Raw genomic sequence first — 17,475 nt, 5'->3', positions numbered from 1 at the left:
GCTTACTGCGTACGGGAATTGACCTCGACGCATGGCGGACAGAGGGCCACACGGAGGGTGTTGGTGGAGAAGGGGCCGCTCGGCCCTAGCACATTCGCTTGCTCACGAGACTGCTCCCTCGACGACCAGGACCCCTGGGGATTCGCGAGGGGTCCGCGCTTGCCATACGCCTTGCTGCGTACGGCCTGGTCTTCACCCAGGGCACCCCGCCACGGACGGAGGGTTGCCGGACAGCGGGCTGGGGCCTCGATCGCTGTCACTCATGACCTTGGAAAGCATCTTGCCACACGTTTCCGATACGGCAAGGGCGCAGTCCACGATCCGGACTGCGCCCCGGGCGGTCAGCGGTTGCTGGCCGCCACCCATCGCTCCAGGGCGGCCTTCGCCGCGCCGGAGTCGATCGACTCGGCCGCGCGGTCCATCCCGGCCCTGATCTGCTCGGCGAGTGTCCCGCCGACGGGCCGTACGGCGACGAGCGCGGCGGCGGAGTTCAGCAGTACGGCGTCACGGACCGGCCCCCGCTCCCCGTCGAGGAGGCGCCGGGCCACCTCGGCGTTGAACGACGGGTCGCCGCCCCGCAGCGCCTCGATCGGCACCGTCTCGATGCCCACGTCCCTCGGGTCGAAGACCTCTTCGCGCACGGCCCCGTCGCGTACGACCCACACGCGCGAGGTGCCGGTGACGGTCAGCTCGTCGAGTCCGTCGTCACCGCGGAACACCAGGGAGGAGTTGCCGCGTTCGGCGAAGACCCCCGCCACCACGGGCGCCATCCTCGGATCGGCGACCCCGACCGCCTGCGCCCTCACCCGGGCCGGGTTGGTCAGCGGGCCCAGGAGGTTGAAGACGGTGCGAATGCCGATCTGGCCGCGGGCCGCGCCCGCGTACCGCAGCGCGGGATGGAACTTGACCGCGAAGCAGAAGGTGATGCCGGCTTCCTCCGCGACCTCGGGGACGCGGGACGGCGGCAGGTCGAGGTTGACGCCCAGCTTCTCCAGGACGTCCGACGATCCCGACGCCGACGAGGCGGCCCGGTTGCCGTGCTTGACGACCTTGGCGCCCGCTCCCGCGACCACGATGGCGGACATGGTGGAGATGTTGACGGTCTTCGCCCCGTCCCCGCCGGTCCCCACGATGTCGACGGTCTCGCCGGGCACCTCGATGGTGTTGGCGTGCTCGTACATGCCGCGTACGAGACCGGTGATCTCCTGGACGGTCTCGCCCTTGGCGCGCAGGGCGACCACGAAGGCGGCGATCTGCGCGTCGGTCGCCTCACCGGTCATGATGCGGTCCATCGCCCACGCGGTGTCGTCGGCGCTCTGGTCACGGCCCTCCAGGAGTCCGTTGAGGACGGTGGGCCAGGAACGGCCCGCCGCGGTGTCGCCTCCAGCGGGGTGCAAAGCGCTCATGGCCGCTCCTGTTGTCGTCGTCCTGGGGTGGAACGAAGCCACCCTATCGAGCCGCGGGGACGGCAAAGAGCCCCCGTCCAGTGCCTGGACGAGGGCTCCTGCCGTGGCGGACAGTTCAGAGATCAGTGGTGGCCGTGGCCGCTGGTGATCTCCTTGTACTCCTCGGCGGTGGGCTTGGGGATCTGGTTGTTCTCCCCGTAGAAGCCCTTCGAGAGCTTGGCGCGGGCCTTCTGGAGGCGCGAGACCTTGCGCTCGACACCGTTCTCGTCGACCGAGGGGCCGATCTCGACCGGCTGGTACTGCTCGTGCGCGGTGAGCGTGTGCAGCGCCCCGGGGTCGAGCGGCTCGTGCACCTCGATGAACTCACCGTGCGGCAGGCGCTTGATGATGCCGGACTCGCGTCCGTGCAGCACCTTGTCCCGGTCGCGGCGCTGGAGGCCGAGGCAGATCCGCTTGGTGGCGATGAACGCGAGGACCGGGATGACGAAGAACCCGATGCGCACGAACCAGGTGATCGCATTGATCGACAGGTGGAAGTGGGTCGCCCAGAGGTCGTTTCCACCACCGATCAGCATCACGAAGTACGCCGTCAGCCAGGCCACACCGAACCCGGTACGGGTCGGGGTGTTGCGCGGCCGGTCGAGGATGTGGTGCTCGCGCTTGTCACCGGTGACCCACGCCTCGACGAACGGGTACACGGCGATGGCCACCAGGACCAGCGGGAAGATCACGATCGGGATGAACACACCCAGGACGAGCGTGTGGCCCCACAGGTTGATCTCCCAGCCCGGCATCACACGGACCAGACCCTCGGCGAAGCCCATGTACCAGTCGGGCTGCGCACCGGTGGACACCTGGTCCGGGCGGTACGGGCCCATGGCCCAGATCGGGTTGATCGAGGCGATCGCGGCGATCGCGGCGATGACACCGAAGACCAGGAAGAAGAAGCCACCCGCCTTGGCCATGTAGACCGGGAGCAGCGGCATGCCGACGACGTTCTTGTTCGTCTTTCCGGGGCCCGCGAACTGCGTGTGCTTGTGGTAGAAGACCAGGATCAGGTGCGCCACCATCAGGCCGAGCATGATGCCCGGCAGCAGCAGGATGTGGACCGAGTAGAACCGCGCGATGAAGTCGCCGCCCGGGAACTCGCCGCCGAAGACGAAGAACGAGATGTACGTGCCGACGATCGGGATCGACAGCAGCACGCCCTCGATGAACCGCACACCCGTACCCGACAGCAGGTCGTCGGGGAGCGAGTAGCCGGTGAAGCCGGTGAACAGCGAGAGCACCAGCAGCAGCCAGCCGAACAGCCAGTTGACCTCACGCGGCTTGCGGAACGCGCCCGTGAAGAAGACGCGCATCATGTGGATCATCATGGCGGCGACGAAGATCAACGCGGCCCAGTGGTGGATCTGCCGGATCAGCAGACCACCGCGCACATCGAAGGAGATGTGCATGGTCGAGTTGAACGCCTCGGACATCATCTGTCCCTGGAGCGGGACGTAGCTGCCGCTGTACTCCACCTCGTTCATCGAGGGGTGGAAGAACAGCGTCAGATACACACCCGTGAGGATGATGATGATGAAGCTGTACATGCAGATCTCGCCGAGCATGAAGGACCAGTGGTCCGGGAAGATCTTGCGCATGTTGGACTTGGCCAGGGAGTAGATCCCCAGGCGGCCGTCCGCCCAGTCGGCGACGCGCTCGCCGGCCGGTGCCTTCTCGCGAGAAGGGCTCTCGTTGGTGGTCGTAGTACTCATCCGCGCTCCCAGAAGGCAGGACCGACGGGCTCATCGAAGTCGCCCAGCGCCTCGAGGTAACCCTCGGAGTCGACGCCGATGCGCAGCTGCGGCAGAGCGTGACCGGCCGGACCGAAGATCACCCGCGCACCGTCGGAGAGGTCGAAGGTGGACTGGTGGCACGGGCACAGCACGTGGTGCGTCTGCTGCTCGTACAGGGAGATCGGGCAACCGACGTGGGTGCAGATCTTCGAGTACGCGACGACGCCCTCGTGGGACCACTCGAGCTCGCGCTTGTCCTTGATGTTTTCCGGCTGGATGCGGACCAGCATCAGCGCGGCCTTGCCCATGACCTGCTGGAAGTCCTCGTCGTGCTCCTCCACGCCCTCGGGCTTGGCGAAGGTGAGCGAACCGACCGCGATGTCCGAGGCACGCAGCGGCTCGTTCGTGTTCATGTTGACGAGCTTCTTGCCCTTCTTCCACGCCGTGTGGCGCAGCTTCGTGCCCGGCAGCGGGCCGAGGTCACGAAGAAGGACGACTCCGGAGAGGGGCACCAGGGCGAGCGCGCCGAAGAGCGTGTTGCGGATCAGCTTGCGCCGGCCGAACTGCGACTCGCGCGCACCGTCGGCGAAGTCCGCGAGGACCTGCGCCTTGACCTCCGGCGCGGCCTCGATCGGGTGACGCTCGGAGGCGACCTCGACGTCGGACATCAGGGTGCGGGCCCAGTGGACCGCGCCCGCGCCGATGCAGAACAGGGCTACGCCGAGGGTCAGGCCCAGCGCGAAGTTGAGCGCGCTGATGTGACCGATGGGGAAGACGTAGATGATCTTGTCGACGTCGATGGTGACGTACGAGGCGATGAAGGCGACGGTGGCCAGCATCGAGATCGTGAACAGCATCGCCACGACGCGCTCGGACCGCTTCGCGGCCCGTTCCTCGATGTCCTGGATCCGGTGCTCGTGCTCCGGCAGCCCCGGGTCGGCGAAGGGGTCGTCCTTCACCGCTACCGAGGAACCGTGCCCGGTCTCCTGCTCGGTGGGCAGGTTCTCTTCTGGAATGTCTTGGCTACTCATGACTTCTTGGCCTTTGCGGTCCGAGCGGCGACCCAGATGGCGACGGCGACGAGGGCGCCCAGACCGAAGATCCAGCCGAACAGGCCCTCGCTGACCGGGCCGAGCCCGCCCAGCTTGAGGCCGCCGGGGCTCTCCGACTTGTCACCGTTGACCGCGTCGAGGTACGCGATGATGTCCTTCTTGTTCTGCTTGGTCATCGTCGTGTCCGGGAAGGACGGCATGTTCTGCGGGCCGGTCTGCATGGCCTCGTAGATGTGCTTGGGAGCGACGTCCTCGAGGCTCGGCGCGAACTTGCCGTGCGTCAGCGCGCCACCTTCACCGGTGAAGTTGTGGCACTGCGCGCAGTTGGTGCGGAACAGCTCGCCACCCTTCGCGATGTCCGCGCCGTCCGGGCTGTAGTCCTTGGAGGTCGGTGCGACCGGACCGGCACCCAGCGATGCGATGTACGCCGCGAGCTGGTCGATCTCGGCCTGCGTGTAGATGACCTTCTTGCGCGGGACCTGAGCACCCGGCTGCTGGGCCGGCATGCGGCCCGTACCGACCTGGAAGTCGACGGCGGCGGAGCCGACACCCACCAGGCTCGGGCCGTCGGACGTGCCCTGACCGCCGCCACCGTGGCAGCTTGCGCAGCCCACGGAGTACAGCTTCTTGCCCTCGTCGATGGCGAGGGACTGGGCGGTTTCATCGGCCTGCGCCTTGCTCGCGGGCGCGAACGCGGCGTACAGCCCCCCGGTGGCCGCCAGCGCGAGGAGTAGGACGACGACCGCCGCCAGCGGATGGCGTCGTCGTGCGGAGAGCTTTTTCACGGATTACCCCGGTGTCAGGATCTTCTGCGTCGGTGCTGCGGGAATGTGTCGGGTACTACGCCCGATGCTGTGATCTTCGAACTACTTGATCAGGTAGATCGTGGCGAAGAGGCCGATCCAGACGACGTCGACGAAGTGCCAGTAGTAGGACACGACGATGGCGGCGGTCGCCTGCTCGTGGGTGAACCTCCGGGCCGCGTACGTCCTGCCGAGGACGAACAGGAAGGCGATGAGCCCGCCTGTCACGTGCATGCCGTGGAAGCCGGTGGTCAGGTAGAACACCGAGCCGTACGGGTCGGAGGAGAGCGAGAGCCCGTCCTTCTTGACCAGCTCGGTGTACTCGAAGACCTGACCGCCGATGAAGATCGCACCCATGATGAAGGTGACGATGAACCACATTCTGAGCTTCTTCACGTCCCCGCGCTCGGCGGCGAAGACGCCGAGCTGACAGGTCAGAGAGGAGAGCACCAGGATCGTGGTGTTCGTCGCCGAGAACGGAAGGTTCAGGCTCGACGCCATTTCCTTCCAGTGATCCGGTCCCGTCACCGATCGCAGGGTGAAGTACATCGCGAAGAGGGCCGCGAAGAACATCAGCTCGGAACTCAGCCAGATGATGGTTCCGACGCTGGTGAGGTTCGGTCGATTGACCGACGGGTGCGCGTGCCCGGTTTCTACTGTCGTTGCTGTCGCCACGACCGACATTATGTCGGTCGCTTATCTCGCCCTCACTCCGGGGGGTGCCGTTCGGAGTGTCTGAGGGGTGTGTCCAGCCCATATGGCCCATCGGAGGGCTGTGCGAACCGGTGTTGACGGGGTGTCGGGAGGAGTAGGCTCCGCGCCTGAGACGCCTTAAGACGCCCTGACTGACAACGCCTCGGAGGAACGATGCAGTCGACCGCGACGGTTCTGGTCTACAGCGACGACGCCAACACGCGGGAGCAGGTCCGTCTGGCCACCGGCCGCAGGCCCGCCTCGGACGTCCCCGAGGTCCGGTTCATCGAGTGCGCGACGCTCCCCGCGGTCCTCAAGGAGCTGGACCGGGGCGGCATCGACGTCTGTGTCCTGGACGGCGAGGCGGCCCCCGCGGGCGGCATGGGGGTGTGCCGGCAGATCAAGGACGAGATCTTCCGCTGCCCGCCGGTGCTGCTCCTCATCGGCCGCCCGCAGGACGCCTGGCTGGCCACGTGGAGCCGCGCGGAGGCCGCCGTGACGCTGCCGGTCGACCCGGTCGAGTTCCCCGAGGCGCTGGCCTCCCTGCTCCGCTCGCGCCAGGCCGTCAGCGCCTGACGCCCCGCGCACGGGCCGACTCCCGTACGCCCGGCCGGGCGTACGGGAGTCGGAAGTCTCACATCCGGTGGGCTCAGACCTGCGGGCTGAGCCGCGCCTGGCGCACCTGTGCGGTCTTGCCCTCGGTCGTCAGGGCGCTGCCCTCGCGCCACTTCTTCCAACTGACGTTCCAGTCGCCGAAGCCGTTGCCGAACGGGTCCATCTCCTGGCCGTAGCTGTTGACGACCTTCACGATGTCGCCCGTGCGCACGGTGTCGAAGAACCAGGCGGCGTTCCCGGTGCTCATGCCGGTGCAGCCGTGGCTGACGTTGGCGTAGCCCTGGGAGCCGGTGGACCAGGGCGCGGCGTGCACGTACTCGCCGCTCCAGGTCACCCGCGTGGCGTAGTACACCGGCAGGTCGTACGAGTCCGAGCTGCCCTCCGCGATGCCGATGCTGGTGCCGCGCATCCGGACGAAGTACTCCTTGCCCAGCACGACCTTGATGCCGTTGCGGGTCTCGAAGCCGGGCTTGCCCGTGGTCACCGGGATCTCGTTGATGGCCTTGCCGTTGCGGTAGACCGTCATGGAGTGCGAGCCCGCGTCGGTGACGGCCTCGACGCGGTCGCCGGTGGTGAGGGTCAGGGGCTTGCTCGCGCCGCCCCGGAGGGTGTCGGTGATCTTCAGGCCCTTGAGCTCGCTGCGCGCCGTGATGGTGGCGTGGGCGGGCCAGTACTCCTTGGGGCGGTAGTGCAACGTCTTGCTGTCCACCCAGTACCAGGAGCCGCGCTCGGCGGCGGGCACCGAGTCCACCCGCAGGGCGCGTTCGACGACGGCGCGGGCCTCCCGGGCCCTGACCGGCTTGTTGAGTTCGGCCGTGATGGGCTGGCCGACGCCGTACGTGCCGCGCTCGGGGCCGAAGGTGACCTTGAGCGACTTCTCCGAGCTGGGGTCGCCCGTCTCGAAGGTGAGGACCTTGCGGCCGGGCGCGCCGTCCTCGTCCGCGGTGCTGACGCGGACCGTGTACTGGGCGTCAGCGGCCAGCGGGGACGTGGTGTGCCACCTGCGGCCGTCGGCGGAGAGTTCGCCCGCGACATAGCGGCCCAGGGCGTCCGTGGCGGTGACGTCGGTGATCCGGCCCTCGTCGCCCTGCGAGGTGATTTCCAGGGGCTTGTCGGGGTCCGCCTTCTGACCGCCCTTGGGGCCGCTGAAGGAGATCTGGCTCGCCGCGTCGTAGGGCTTGGCGGAGAGCGGGTGGCCGGAGCTGCCGCACGCCGTGACGCCCGCACCGAGTGCGGCCACCAGCAGGGTGCAGCCCAGAACCGTACGGATGCGCGGTGAGTGGTCCATGAACACACGGTAAGAAGGTTCGCCATGTCCAGCGCGGTGTATTGAGCCGCACGGGTGGCGTGTGTACGCCGAAGGGCCCGGACGCTCCGTCAGGAGCGTCCGGGCCCTTGGGTCACGGGAGTTCGGGCCGGGTCCTACTGGGTCCGGTTCTCGCCGCGGTAGTACTCGAAGACCCAGCCCCACAGGCCGAACATGATGATGGGGGCCGAGAAGTACAGCAGCCACCAGCCGAAGACGACGCCCATGAAGGCGAGCGCGCCACCGACGGCCAGGGAGAGCGGCTGCCAGGAGTGCGGGCTGAAGAAGCCCACCTCGCCGGCGTCGTCCGCGACGTCGGCCTCCTTGTTGTCCTGCGCGCCGGTGTCGACCCGCCGGGCCGTGAAGGCCAGGTAGTAGCCGATCATGATGCACAGGCCGAACGCCAGGAAGAGCGCCGTCGTACCGGCCGGCTCCTTCGACCACACGCCGTAGACACCGGCCATGATCAGGACGAAGAGGCTCAGCCAGATGAACATCTTGCCTTGGACCTTCACTTGCCGGCCTCCTTGCTGCCAGCCAGCGCCTTGTCACCGTGGCCGGAGTTCTCCAGCTGGTCCAAGGCCGCGATCTCAGGGTGATGCAGGTCGAACGCCGGCGATTCGGAGCGAATGCGCGGCAGGGTGAGGAAGTTGTGCCGCGGCGGCGGGCAGGACGTCGCCCATTCGAGCGAACGGCCGTAGCCCCACGGGTCGTCGACCTCGATCTTCTTGCCGTACTTGGCGGTCTTCCAGACGTTGTAGAAGAACGGCAGGATCGACAGACCGAGCAGGAACGAGGAGATCGTCGAGACCGTGTTCAGCGCGGTGAAGCCGTCGACCGCGAGGTAGTCCGCGTAGCGACGCGGCATGCCCTCGACGCCCAGCCAGTGCTGCACCAGGAACGTGCCGTGGAAGCCGCAGAACAGCGTCCAGAACGTGATCTTGCCGAGTCGCTCGTCGAGCATCTTGCCGGTGAACTTCGGCCACCAGAAGTGGAAGCCGGAGAACATCGCGAAGACGACGGTGCCGAACACCACGTAGTGGAAGTGCGCCACCACGAAGTACGAGTCCGAGATGTGGAAGTCCAGCGGCGGGGCCGCCAGGATGACGCCGGTCAGACCACCGAAGGTGAAGGTGATCAGGAAGCCGATCGCCCAGAGCATCGGTGTCTCGAAGGACAGCGAGCCCTTCCACATCGTTCCGATCCAGTTGAAGAACTTCACGCCTGTCGGAACGGCGATGAGGAACGTCATGAAGGAGAAGAACGGGAGCAGCACGCCACCGGTGACGTACATGTGGTGCGCCCACACGGTCACGGAGAGACCGGCGATGGCGATTGTCGCGCCGATGAGGCCCGAGTAGCCGAACATCGGCTTGCGGGAGAACACCGGGATCACTTCCGAAATGATCCCGAAGAATGGCAAGGCGATGATGTACACCTCTGGATGGCCGAAGAACCAGAAGAGGTGTTGCCACAGGAGTGCGCCGCCATTGGCGGCGTCGAACACATGCGCACCGAACTTGCGGTCCGCCTCCAGGGCGAACAGCGCGGCGGCCAGCACCGGGAAGGCCAGCAGGACCAGCACACCGGTCAGCAGCACGTTCCAGGTGAAGATCGGCATGCGGAACATCGTCATGCCCGGAGCGCGCATGCAGATGATGGTGGTGATGAAGTTGACCGAGCCGAGGATCGTGCCGAAGCCGGAGAAGGCCAGACCCATGATCCACATGTCGGCGCCGATGCCGGGCGAGCGGACGGCGTCCGAGAGCGGGCTGTAGGCGAACCAGCCGAAGTCGGCCGCACCCTGCGGGGTGAGGAAGCCGGCCACCGCGATCAGCGAGCCGAACAGGTACAGCCAGTAGGCGAACATGTTCAGTCGCGGGAACGCGACGTCGGGCGCGCCGATCTGGAGCGGCATGATCCAGTTCGCGAAGCCCGCGAACAGCGGCGTCGCGAACATCAGCAGCATGATCGTGCCGTGCATCGTGAACGCCTGGTTGAACTGCTCGTTCGACATGATCTGCGTGCCGGGACGGGCCAGTTCGGCGCGCATGAAGAGCGCCAGCAGACCACCGATGCAGAAGAACGCGAACGACGTGACCAGGTACAGCGTGCCGATCGTCTTGTGGTCAGTGGTGGTCAGCCACTTCACCACGGTCGCGCCGGGGCTCTTGGGCCGAGCCGTCGGCTCGTTCTCGTACGAGTCCTTCGCCGCGGCGGCACCCTTGGGATCGTTGAGGATGCTCACAGGTTGTTCGTCTCCCGGTTCTTCTCGTGTTCCGTCTGGGCGATGCCAGACGGGACGTAACCGGTCTGCCCCTTCTTGGCAAGGTCCTTGAGGTGCTGCTCGTAGCGCTCAGGAGAGACGACCTTCACGTTGAAGAGCATGCGCGAGTGGTCGACGCCGCAGAGCTCGGCGCACTTGCCCAGGAAGGTCCCCTCCTTGTTGGGGGTCACCTCGAACGCGTTGGTGTGGCCCGGGATGACGTCCTGCTTCATGAGGAACGGCACCACCCAGAAGGAGTGGATGACGTCACGCGAAGTGAGGACGAAGCGGACCTTCTCGCCCTTGGGGAGCCAGAGGGTCGGGCCGGGGTTGTTGGTCTGCGGGTTCCGCGTACCGGGGGTACCGACCTCGTAGACGCCGCCCGCGTTCGCCGGGAAGTCGTCCTTGAAGCGCTGCGGGATCGCGGAGAGCTCCTTGGAGGTCTTCGCGTCACCGTCGACACCGGGCACGTTCTCGACGTAGTTGAAGCCCCAGCTCCACTGGTAGCCGACCACGTTGACGGTGTGCGCCGGCTTGTCGTCGAGCTTGAGAAGCTTCGACTCGTCGCGCGCGGTGAAGTAGAAGAGGACCGACACGATGATCAGCGGAACAACCGTGTACAGGGCCTCGAGCGGCATGTTGTACCGCGTCTGCGTCGGAACCTCGATCTTGGTGCGGCTACGCCGGTGGAAGATGACGCTCCACAGGATCAGCCCCCACACCAGCACGCCCGTGGCGAGCGCTGCCGCCCACGAGCCCTGCCAGAGGGAGAGGATCCGTGGGCCCTCTTCCGTCACCGGAGTCGGCATACCAAGACGGGGGAAGTCCTTGTATGTGCAACCGGTAGCGGTTACCAGGATCAGGCCCGCAGTCAGCACCTGCGGCAGCTTCCGCCGCATCGGGCGCCGCGACGAGCGGTCGGAGCCGTTGGGACTCACGTAGCGCCTTCCCGAGAGTCTCGCCCGCGCTGGTTGGCTACGGCCGTCTCGCTGGTCGCTCGCCGCCCTGGCACACGGGCAGGGGTTTGGATGTTTATGCGGACCAAACCCTACTGGACGCTATTTGGGGTCGCGCGGGGAGGGTGCCTAACGCGCCGCGGGTCACTCCGAAGGGTGGGATCGGGCCCCCTTGGGCGTTTCTGACGGGGCCTCGGTCCGCCTTCCGGGGCGGGGGGACCGGTCGCGCGGCGGCCTCGCGTCCGGCTGTGGTCGCTCGCGCGGTTCCCCGCGCCCCTGAGCGGCGTTCTAGGTTGGGCGGCGTGGCGTACTTCGATGTGGCTTCCTCCGCTCCCCTGCACCCTGTGGCACGACAGGCTCTCCAGGCCTCCCTCGACGAAGGGTGGGCCGATCCCGCGCGGCTCTACCGGGAAGGGCGGCGGGCGCGCCTGCTGCTCGATGCCGCGCGCGAGGCGGCCGCGGAGGCCGTGGGGTGCCGTCCCGACGAGCTCGTCTTCACCTCCTCGGGGACGCGGGCCGTGCACGAGGGGATCGCCGGCGCGCTCGCCGGTCGTCGGCGTGTCGGGCACCACCTGGTGGTCTCCGCGGTGGAGCACTCGGCGGTACTCCATTCGGCGGCGGCCCACCGGGGCGCCGGCGGTTCGGTGACCGAGGTGGGGGTGGGACGGGGCGGCGCCGTGGCCGTGTCGTCGTACGCGGACGCGGTGCGGGCCGACACCGCCCTGGCCTGTCTTCAGTCGGCCAATCACGAGGTGGGCACGGTGCAGCCGGTCGCCGACGTGGCCGAGGTGTGCCGGGCCGCGGGCGTGCCGCTGTTCGTGGACGCGGCGCAGTCGCTGGCGTGGGGGCCGGTGGAGGGCGGCTGGTCGCTGCTGGCGGGCAGCGCCCACAAGTGGGGCGGCCCGGCCGGGGTCGGGGTGCTCGTCGTGCGCAAGGGGGTGCGGTTCGCTCCGCAAGGGCCCGCGGACGAGCGGGAGTCCGGGCGGGTCGCGGGGTTCGAGAACATCCCGGGCGTGGTGGCCGCCGCCGCCTCACTGCGGGCGGTGCGGGCCGAGGCGGCCGGGGAGGCGGCGCGGCTGCGGGAGTTGACGGACCGGATCCGGGCGCGGGTGCCGGAGCTGGTGCCGGATGTGGAGGTCGTCGGGGACCCGGTGCGGCGGCTGCCGCATCTGCTGACGTTCTCGTGTCTGTATGTCGACGGGGAGACGGTGCTGCACGAGCTGGACCGGGCCGGTTTCTCGGTGTCGTCCGGGTCGTCGTGCACCAGCAGCACGCTGACGCCCAGCCATGTGCTCCGCGCCATGGGCGTGGTGAGCGAGGGGAACGTACGGGTGTCGCTGCCGTTCGGGGCCGAGGAGGCGGAGGTCGAGCGGTTCCTGGAGGTGCTGCCGGGCGTCGTGCGGGGCGTGCGGGAGAAGCTCGGGGTGACCGTCGCTCCGGCGGCGGGTGTCGAGGAGGCCGTGACGGTCGACGCGGTCGGCATGGTCTGCCCGCGGCCGGTGATCGAGCTGGCCCGGGCGATCGGCCGTGTCCGGGTCGGGGGGACGGTGACGGTCGTCGCCGATGACGAGGTCGCCGCCGTCGATGTGCCGGCGTGGTGTTTCACGCAGGGTCATGAGTACGTCGGGGCGACCCCGGGGACGGGAGGGGCCGTCGCCTATGAGGTTCGGAGAGGTCGATAGGGGCGCGGGGAACTCCGCGCCCCCAGGGGGTCTCAGCCGAGGTAGGACTCCACTTCCTCAGCGGCAGCGTCCCCGTACGCCTTGCGGAAGCGGTCCATGAACGGGGCGCGGCGCAGCTCGTACTCCTGGGTGCCGAGGGTTTCGATGACCAGGGTCGCGAGCATGCAGCCGACCTGGGCGGCGCGCTCGTGGGAGACGCCCCAGACCAGTCCGGACAGGAAGCCCGCGCGGAACGCGTCGCCGACGCCGGTCGGGTCGACCTTGGCGTTCTCCTCCGGGCAGCCGACCTCGACGGGGTCCTCGCCGACCCGCTCGATGCGTACGCCGCGCGCGCCGAGGGTGGTGACGCGGTGGCCGACCCGGGAGAGGATCTCTTCCTCGGTCCAGCCGGTCTTCGACTCGATGAGGCCCTTCTCGTACTCGTTGGAGAAGAGGTACGTGGCGCCGTCGAGCAGGAGGCGGATCTCCTCGCCGTCCATGCGCGCGATCTGCTGCGAGAAGTCGGCGGCGAAGGGGATGTTCCGGGCGCGGCACTCCTCGGTGTGGCGCATCATCCCCTCCGGGTCGTCCGCGCCGATGAGCACCAGGTCGAGGCCGCCCACGCGGTCGGCGACGGTCTTCAGCTCGATGAGGCGAGCCTCGCTCATGGCGCCCGTGTAGAAGGAGCCGATCTGGTTGTGGTCGGCGTCGGTGGTGCAGACGAAGCGGGCCGTGTGCAGGGTCTCGGAGATGCGGATCGACTCCGTGTCCACGCCGTGCCGGTCGAGCCAGGCGCGGTACTCGTCGAAGTCGGAGCCGGCCGCGCCCACCAGGATCGGACCGGTGCCGAGCTGTCCCATACCGAAGGCGATGTTGGCGCCGACCCCGCCCCGGCGCACGTCGAGGTTGTCGACGAGGAAGGAGAGGGAGACCGTGTGGAGCTGGTCGGCGACGAGTTGGTCGGCGAAGCGGCCGGGGAAGGTCATCAGGTGGTCGGTGGCGATGGATCCGGTGACTGCGATTCGCACGGCGAGGTCACGCTTCCTGAGGGGAGGGGATTGACGGTTCACGCTATCGGGTCGAACGCCCTGCTCTGAAGTGCGGAAACTACCCGATAGTAGGCCTTTTTTCGTATGACCTGTCGTGCCTACGGTGCGGTCATGACGTACGACGTGTCCTTCATGGTCCAGGACGGGCTCGCCTCGCTGCGCGGCGACTGTGCCCGGATGGTCGCGCACTGGGTCCTGCCGCGCGCCCCCTGGGAGCTCGACCTGCCACCGGCGGCGGCCGACGCGTCCGGTATCCACGGGGTGGTCGTGCCCGCGGCGTCGGCCCGCCTCATCGACGCCATGGCCGATTTCGGGGACTGACCGCGCTCTGAGGGGAACCGTGCGCTCCCCCGCCGCGTCCCATCGCTGTCCCCATCCGTCGTCCCCCATGGAGGGGATACGGAATACGACACGGCAGGCGAAGGAGCGATGCGGTGAGCACCGAAGAGCAGACGCGGGACAGGGCCGGGCGGCGGCGCACGCCGGTGGTCGCCTCGGTCGCGGCGGCTGTGCTGCTCGCCGGTGGCGGCGGCGCGTACCTCGCGGCGAACGCGTCCGGAGGCGGCGGAGAGAACACCAGCGGGCTCGGCTCCGGCAGCACTCCCCCGCCGCTGGCGCTCGACGGTTACGCGCGGGGCGGCAGCCCGGGCACCACCAACGGGATCGCGCCCGGTGAGCCCGACCCGAACGGGACGCGTTACCGGGCGTCGGTCGCGCTGCCGGACGGCCCGGGCAAGGCTCCCGTCTACCGGGCCGAGGGCCGGGTGAGCGCCGCCGAGGTGGCCGCACTCGCCGACGCCCTCGATGTCGACGGCACGCCGCGTCTGGTGGACGGGGCCTGGCGGCTGGATCCGGCCCAGGACGCGTCGGGGCCCTCGCTCCAGGTGAACCGGGAGGCGCCGGGGACCTGGACGTACGCGCGGTACGCGCCGTCTGTGGGGCACAAGTGCGCGGGCGGCACGAAGTGCGCGGATCCGCTGGGTGCCGGCAGCGAGAAGGACGCGGTGAGCGAGGCGGCGGCCAAGCGGGCCGCGGCACCGGTTCTGAAGGCCCTCGGCCAGGACGACGCCACGCTGGACGCGGCCCAGCTCATGGGCGCGATCCGGGTGGTGAACGCCGATCCGGAGGTGGGCGGGCTGCCCACCTACGGCTGGTCGACCGGGATCCAGATCGGGTCCGACGGTCAGGTGGTCGGCGGCAGCGGGCAGTTGAAGGCACCGGTCAAGGGCGACACGTATCCGACGATCGGGGCGAAGGAGACGATCGAGCGGCTGAACAGCACGGCGGCGGACCCGCGCGGGTCGGTGGGCGGGTGTGCGAGCGCGGTGCCGCTGGACGGGCCGTCGGCCGGTCCCGAGCAGGGCGCCGGGTGCACGCCGTCGTCCCCGCGACCGCCCGCGTCCGCGACGGTCGCCGTCACCGGGGCCAGGTTCGGGCTGGCCGCGCACTATGTGGAGGGGCGGCAGGCGCTGGTGCCGTCGTGGCTGTTCCGGGTGGAGCCGGCCGGGGCGGGCGGGGAGTTCACCGTGACGCATCCGGCGGTGGAGCCGAAGTTCCTTGCCGCGCCGGACAGTTCGGCCTCGCCGGCCTCGCCCTCGTCGCCCTCGTCGCCGTCGCCGTCCCGGGGGCACGGCTCCGACACCCGTCATGTGCGGGTGGAGGGGTACGAGGCCCGGGGGCGGACGCTGACGCTGCACTTCACCGGGGGCGTGTGCGCGACGTACGCGGCGTCCGCGCAGGAGTCCGGGGGGCGGGTCACCGTGCGGGTGACGTCCACGGAGGAGAAGGGCACGGTGTGCGTCAAGGTCGCGAAGTTCTACACGCTGCCCGTCCGGCTCGACGCGGCGCTCGGTGACCGCGAGGTCGTGGGCGCGGACGGCTCCGCGGTGCCGCCCGCCCACAAGAACGGGCCCGGCGGCACGACCCCGGCGCCGCGGGACTGACGTCCGCGTCCTGACGTACGCCGAAGGGCGGTCACCCCGGCAGGGGTGACCGCCCTTCGCGGCGGGTCGCTCGGACCGTGCCGCCTAGCTGAACGAGTCGCCGCAGGCGCAGGAGCCCGTGGCGTTCGGGTTGTCGATCGTGAAGCCCTGCTTCTCGATGGTGTCGACGAAGTCGATGGAGGCGCCGCCCAGGTACGGGGCGGACATGCGGTCGGTGACGACCTTGACGCCGCCGAAGTCCTTGACGACGTCGCCGTCGAGCGAGCGCTCGTCGAAGAAGAGCTGGTAGCGCAGGCCGGAGCAGCCGCCGGGCTGAACGGCCACCCGCAGGGCCAGGTCCTCACGGCCTTCCTGTTCGAGCAGAGCCTTGACCTTGGCCGCGGCGTCGTCACTGAGCATGATGCCGTCGCTGACGGTGGTGGTCTCGTCCGATACGGACATCTACATCTCTCCCGGGTTGTACGGAGACTGCTTGCCGACCATTGCAACCGGCAAAGGCCCGGATCCATTCCGGATCGTCGGGACGTTTCGCGCTTCTCTTTCATGCTCGCACACCGGGGCTGGAGCGGGCACGGGTCGGCCGGGGCGGATTGCGTCACATCGACGACATCGGCATCGTCAAACTGACATGAAGCGGCTATGATAGATAACGTCATTTCGACGAAAAGTCGTGCTCAGACAAGAAAGGGTGCGTGACGTGACCACCGCCCACATCCCTCAGGCCGCCGTGGACCTGGACGTTTCGCCTACGCCGCTGGCGCTGCTGCTGCTCGGCCGGGAGGCCGACGCCGCGAGCGAGCGCGGTGTCGACTGCCCCGGCGATCTGCCCTCGCCCTCCGACCCGGACCTGGTGGAGCGTGCCCGCGCCGCCAAGGAGAAGCTCGGCGACAAGGTGTTCGTGCTCGGGCACCACTACCAGCGCGACGAGGTCATCCAGTTCGCGGACGTCACCGGCGACTCCTTCAAGCTGGCCCGGGACGCCGCCGCGCGCCCCGAGGCCGAGTACATCGTCTTCTGCGGTGTGCACTTCATGGCCGAGTCCGCCGACATCCTGACCGGCGACGACCAGAAGGTCGTGCTGCCGGACCTCGCCGCGGGCTGCTCGATGGCCGACATGGCCACCGCCGAGCAGGTCGCCGAGTGCTGGGACGTGCTGACCGAGGCCGGGATCGCCGAGTCCGTGGTCCCCGTCTCGTACATGAACTCCTCCGCGGACATCAAGGCGTTCACGGGCAAGCACGGCGGCACGATCTGTACGTCATCCAACGCCGAGCGGGCCCTGAACTGGGCGTTCGAGCAGGGCGACAAGGTGCTGTTCCTGCCCGACCAGCACCTGGGCCGCAACACCGCGGTGCGCGACCTCGGCATGTCGCTCGATGACTGCGTCCTCTACAACCCGCACAAGCCGAACGGCGGCCTGACCGTCGAGGAGCTGCGCGCCGCCAAGATGATCCTGTGGCGCGGGCACTGCTCGGTGCACGGGCGCTTCTCACTGGACTCCGTCAACGACGTGCGGGAGCGCATACCGGGCGTCAACGTCCTGGTGCACCCGGAGTGCAAGCACGAGGTCGTCGCGGCGGCCGACTACGTGGGCTCGACCGAGTACATCATCAAGGCGCTGGAGGCCGCGCCCGCCGGGTCCAAGTGGGCCATCGGGACCGAGCTCAACCTCGTACGGCGCCTCGCCAACCGGTTCGCACCGGAGGGCAAGGAGATCGTCTTCCTCGACAAGACGGTCTGCTTCTGCTCGACCATGAACCGGATCGACCTGCCGCACCTGGTCTGGACGCTGGAGTCGCTCGCCGACGGACAGCTCGTGAACCGGATCGAGGTCGACCGCGAGACGGAGCAGTTCGCGAAGCTGGCGCTTGAGCGGATGCTCGCCCTGCCGTAGCCCCGAAAGGGGCGCGGGGAACCGCGCGCTCAGCCGACGAAAAGCCGCAG

16 protein-coding genes and 1 riboswitch are annotated in these 17,475 nt (G+C 68.7%); of the genes, 5 read left to right on the top strand and 11 right to left on the bottom strand.

Annotated features, from left to right (window positions below; translation table 11 throughout):
* Positions 1–150: 150 nt before the first annotated feature.
* Positions 151–268: riboswitch (SAM riboswitch) on the bottom strand.
* 73 nt (positions 269–341) lie between these two features.
* From trpD to ACIRF8_RS06640, 5 genes are all read right to left on the bottom strand, one after another.
* On the bottom strand, positions 342–1,406 hold the full coding sequence (trpD, locus tag ACIRF8_RS06660; protein WP_404211496.1) for an anthranilate phosphoribosyltransferase: 1,065 nt from the start codon (positions 1,404–1,406) through the stop codon (positions 342–344).
* A gap of 122 nt (positions 1,407–1,528) precedes the next feature.
* Positions 1,529–3,166 (bottom strand): cytochrome bc complex cytochrome b subunit, encoded by a 1,638-nt coding sequence (locus ACIRF8_RS06655; RefSeq protein ID WP_404211494.1) that lies wholly within the window; start codon positions 3,164–3,166, stop codon positions 1,529–1,531.
* Positions 3,163–4,218 (bottom strand): Rieske 2Fe-2S domain-containing protein, encoded by a 1,056-nt coding sequence (locus ACIRF8_RS06650; RefSeq protein WP_404211492.1) that lies wholly within the window; start codon positions 4,216–4,218, stop codon positions 3,163–3,165. Before ACIRF8_RS06650 ends, ACIRF8_RS06655 begins: the two co-directional genes overlap by 4 nt.
* Entirely contained in the window at positions 4,215–5,024 is an 810-nt protein-coding gene (locus ACIRF8_RS06645; protein ID WP_404211490.1) for a c-type cytochrome, read from the bottom strand. The genes ACIRF8_RS06650 and ACIRF8_RS06645 overlap by 4 nt, the downstream gene beginning before the upstream one ends.
* Before the next feature lie 81 nt (positions 5,025–5,105).
* The gene (locus ACIRF8_RS06640) at positions 5,106–5,726 is read right to left on the bottom strand and encodes a heme-copper oxidase subunit III (RefSeq protein ID WP_356495591.1); all 621 of its coding nucleotides are present in this window, start codon (positions 5,724–5,726) and stop codon (positions 5,106–5,108) included.
* A 183-nt stretch (positions 5,727–5,909) separates the two neighbouring features.
* Here ACIRF8_RS06640 and ACIRF8_RS06635 point away from each other — a divergent pair, with 183 nt between their 5' ends.
* A complete protein-coding gene (locus ACIRF8_RS06635) occupies positions 5,910–6,311 on the top strand; it encodes a hypothetical protein (RefSeq protein WP_404211488.1) in 402 nt (133 codons plus the stop codon).
* Positions 6,312–6,384: 73 nt separating this feature from the next.
* On the opposite strand, the gene ACIRF8_RS06630 is transcribed toward ACIRF8_RS06635, so the two are convergent.
* The 4 genes from ACIRF8_RS06630 to coxB form a co-directional block, all read right to left on the bottom strand.
* Entirely contained in the window at positions 6,385–7,638 is a 1,254-nt protein-coding gene (locus ACIRF8_RS06630) for an Ig-like domain-containing protein (RefSeq protein WP_404211486.1), read from the bottom strand.
* A 134-nt stretch (positions 7,639–7,772) separates the two neighbouring features.
* Positions 7,773–8,171 carry a cytochrome c oxidase subunit 4 gene (locus tag ACIRF8_RS06625; protein WP_404211485.1) on the bottom strand — a complete coding sequence of 133 codons (399 nt, stop codon included), beginning with the start codon at positions 8,169–8,171 and terminating at the stop codon, positions 7,773–7,775.
* Positions 8,168–9,904: a cytochrome c oxidase subunit I gene (ctaD, locus tag ACIRF8_RS06620; protein ID WP_404211483.1), complete on the bottom strand. Its 1,737-nt coding sequence runs from the start codon at positions 9,902–9,904 to the stop codon at positions 8,168–8,170. The genes ACIRF8_RS06625 and ctaD overlap by 4 nt, the downstream gene beginning before the upstream one ends.
* Entirely contained in the window at positions 9,901–10,860 is a 960-nt protein-coding gene (gene coxB / locus ACIRF8_RS06615; RefSeq protein ID WP_404211481.1) for a cytochrome c oxidase subunit II, read from the bottom strand. The genes ctaD and coxB overlap by 4 nt, the downstream gene beginning before the upstream one ends.
* A gap of 320 nt (positions 10,861–11,180) precedes the next feature.
* On the opposite strand from coxB, the gene ACIRF8_RS06610 reads away from it, so the two are divergent.
* The gene (locus tag ACIRF8_RS06610; RefSeq protein WP_404211479.1) at positions 11,181–12,560 is read left to right on the top strand and encodes a cysteine desulfurase/sulfurtransferase TusA family protein; all 1,380 of its coding nucleotides are present in this window, start codon (positions 11,181–11,183) and stop codon (positions 12,558–12,560) included.
* 32 nt (positions 12,561–12,592) lie between these two features.
* On the opposite strand, the gene ACIRF8_RS06605 is transcribed toward ACIRF8_RS06610, so the two are convergent.
* Positions 12,593–13,567 carry a carbohydrate kinase family protein gene (locus tag ACIRF8_RS06605; RefSeq protein ID WP_404211477.1) on the bottom strand — a complete coding sequence of 325 codons (975 nt, stop codon included), beginning with the start codon at positions 13,565–13,567 and terminating at the stop codon, positions 12,593–12,595.
* A 132-nt stretch (positions 13,568–13,699) separates the two neighbouring features.
* Here ACIRF8_RS06605 and ACIRF8_RS06600 point away from each other — a divergent pair, with 132 nt between their 5' ends.
* Positions 13,700–13,909 (top strand): hypothetical protein, encoded by a 210-nt coding sequence (locus ACIRF8_RS06600; protein WP_404211475.1) that lies wholly within the window; start codon positions 13,700–13,702, stop codon positions 13,907–13,909.
* A gap of 113 nt (positions 13,910–14,022) precedes the next feature.
* On the top strand, positions 14,023–15,531 hold the full coding sequence (locus ACIRF8_RS06595; RefSeq protein ID WP_404211473.1) for a hypothetical protein: 1,509 nt from the start codon (positions 14,023–14,025) through the stop codon (positions 15,529–15,531).
* 84 nt (positions 15,532–15,615) lie between these two features.
* Here ACIRF8_RS06595 and ACIRF8_RS06590 read toward each other — a convergent pair whose 3' ends face one another.
* Positions 15,616–15,972, bottom strand: coding sequence for a HesB/IscA family protein (locus tag ACIRF8_RS06590; protein ID WP_404211471.1), 357 nt, complete (start codon positions 15,970–15,972; stop codon positions 15,616–15,618).
* 247 nt (positions 15,973–16,219) lie between these two features.
* On the opposite strand from ACIRF8_RS06590, the gene nadA reads away from it, so the two are divergent.
* The gene (gene nadA, locus ACIRF8_RS06585) at positions 16,220–17,425 is read left to right on the top strand and encodes a quinolinate synthase NadA (protein WP_404211469.1); all 1,206 of its coding nucleotides are present in this window, start codon (positions 16,220–16,222) and stop codon (positions 17,423–17,425) included.
* Positions 17,426–17,475: the final 50 nt, after the last annotated feature.

It is taken from the genome of Streptomyces sp. NPDC102406 (genome assembly GCF_044765725.1).
In the GTDB taxonomy this organism is placed as follows: domain Bacteria; phylum Actinomycetota; class Actinomycetes; order Streptomycetales; family Streptomycetaceae; genus Streptomyces.
This window is presented reverse-complemented; position numbering and strand designations above follow the sequence as displayed.

Excerpts from the sequence above, each read along its gene's own strand:
- trpD (WP_404211496.1), bottom strand. The coding sequence starts at position 1,406 with ATGAGCGCTTTGCACCCCGCTGGAGGCGACACCGCGGCGGGCCGTTCC.
- ACIRF8_RS06635 (WP_404211488.1), top strand. The coding sequence starts at position 5,910 with ATGCAGTCGACCGCGACGGTTCTGGTCTACAGCGACGACGCCAACACG.
- ACIRF8_RS06655 (WP_404211494.1), bottom strand. The coding sequence starts at position 3,166 with ATGAGTACTACGACCACCAACGAGAGCCCTTCTCGCGAGAAGGCACCG.
- ACIRF8_RS06640 (WP_356495591.1), bottom strand. The coding sequence starts at position 5,726 with ATGTCGGTCGTGGCGACAGCAACGACAGTAGAAACCGGGCACGCGCAC.
- ACIRF8_RS06600 (WP_404211475.1), top strand. The coding sequence starts at position 13,700 with ATGACGTACGACGTGTCCTTCATGGTCCAGGACGGGCTCGCCTCGCTG.
- ACIRF8_RS06650 (WP_404211492.1), bottom strand. The coding sequence starts at position 4,218 with ATGAGTAGCCAAGACATTCCAGAAGAGAACCTGCCCACCGAGCAGGAG.
- ACIRF8_RS06590 (WP_404211471.1), bottom strand. The coding sequence starts at position 15,972 with ATGTCCGTATCGGACGAGACCACCACCGTCAGCGACGGCATCATGCTC.
- ACIRF8_RS06630 (WP_404211486.1), bottom strand. The coding sequence starts at position 7,638 with ATGGACCACTCACCGCGCATCCGTACGGTTCTGGGCTGCACCCTGCTG.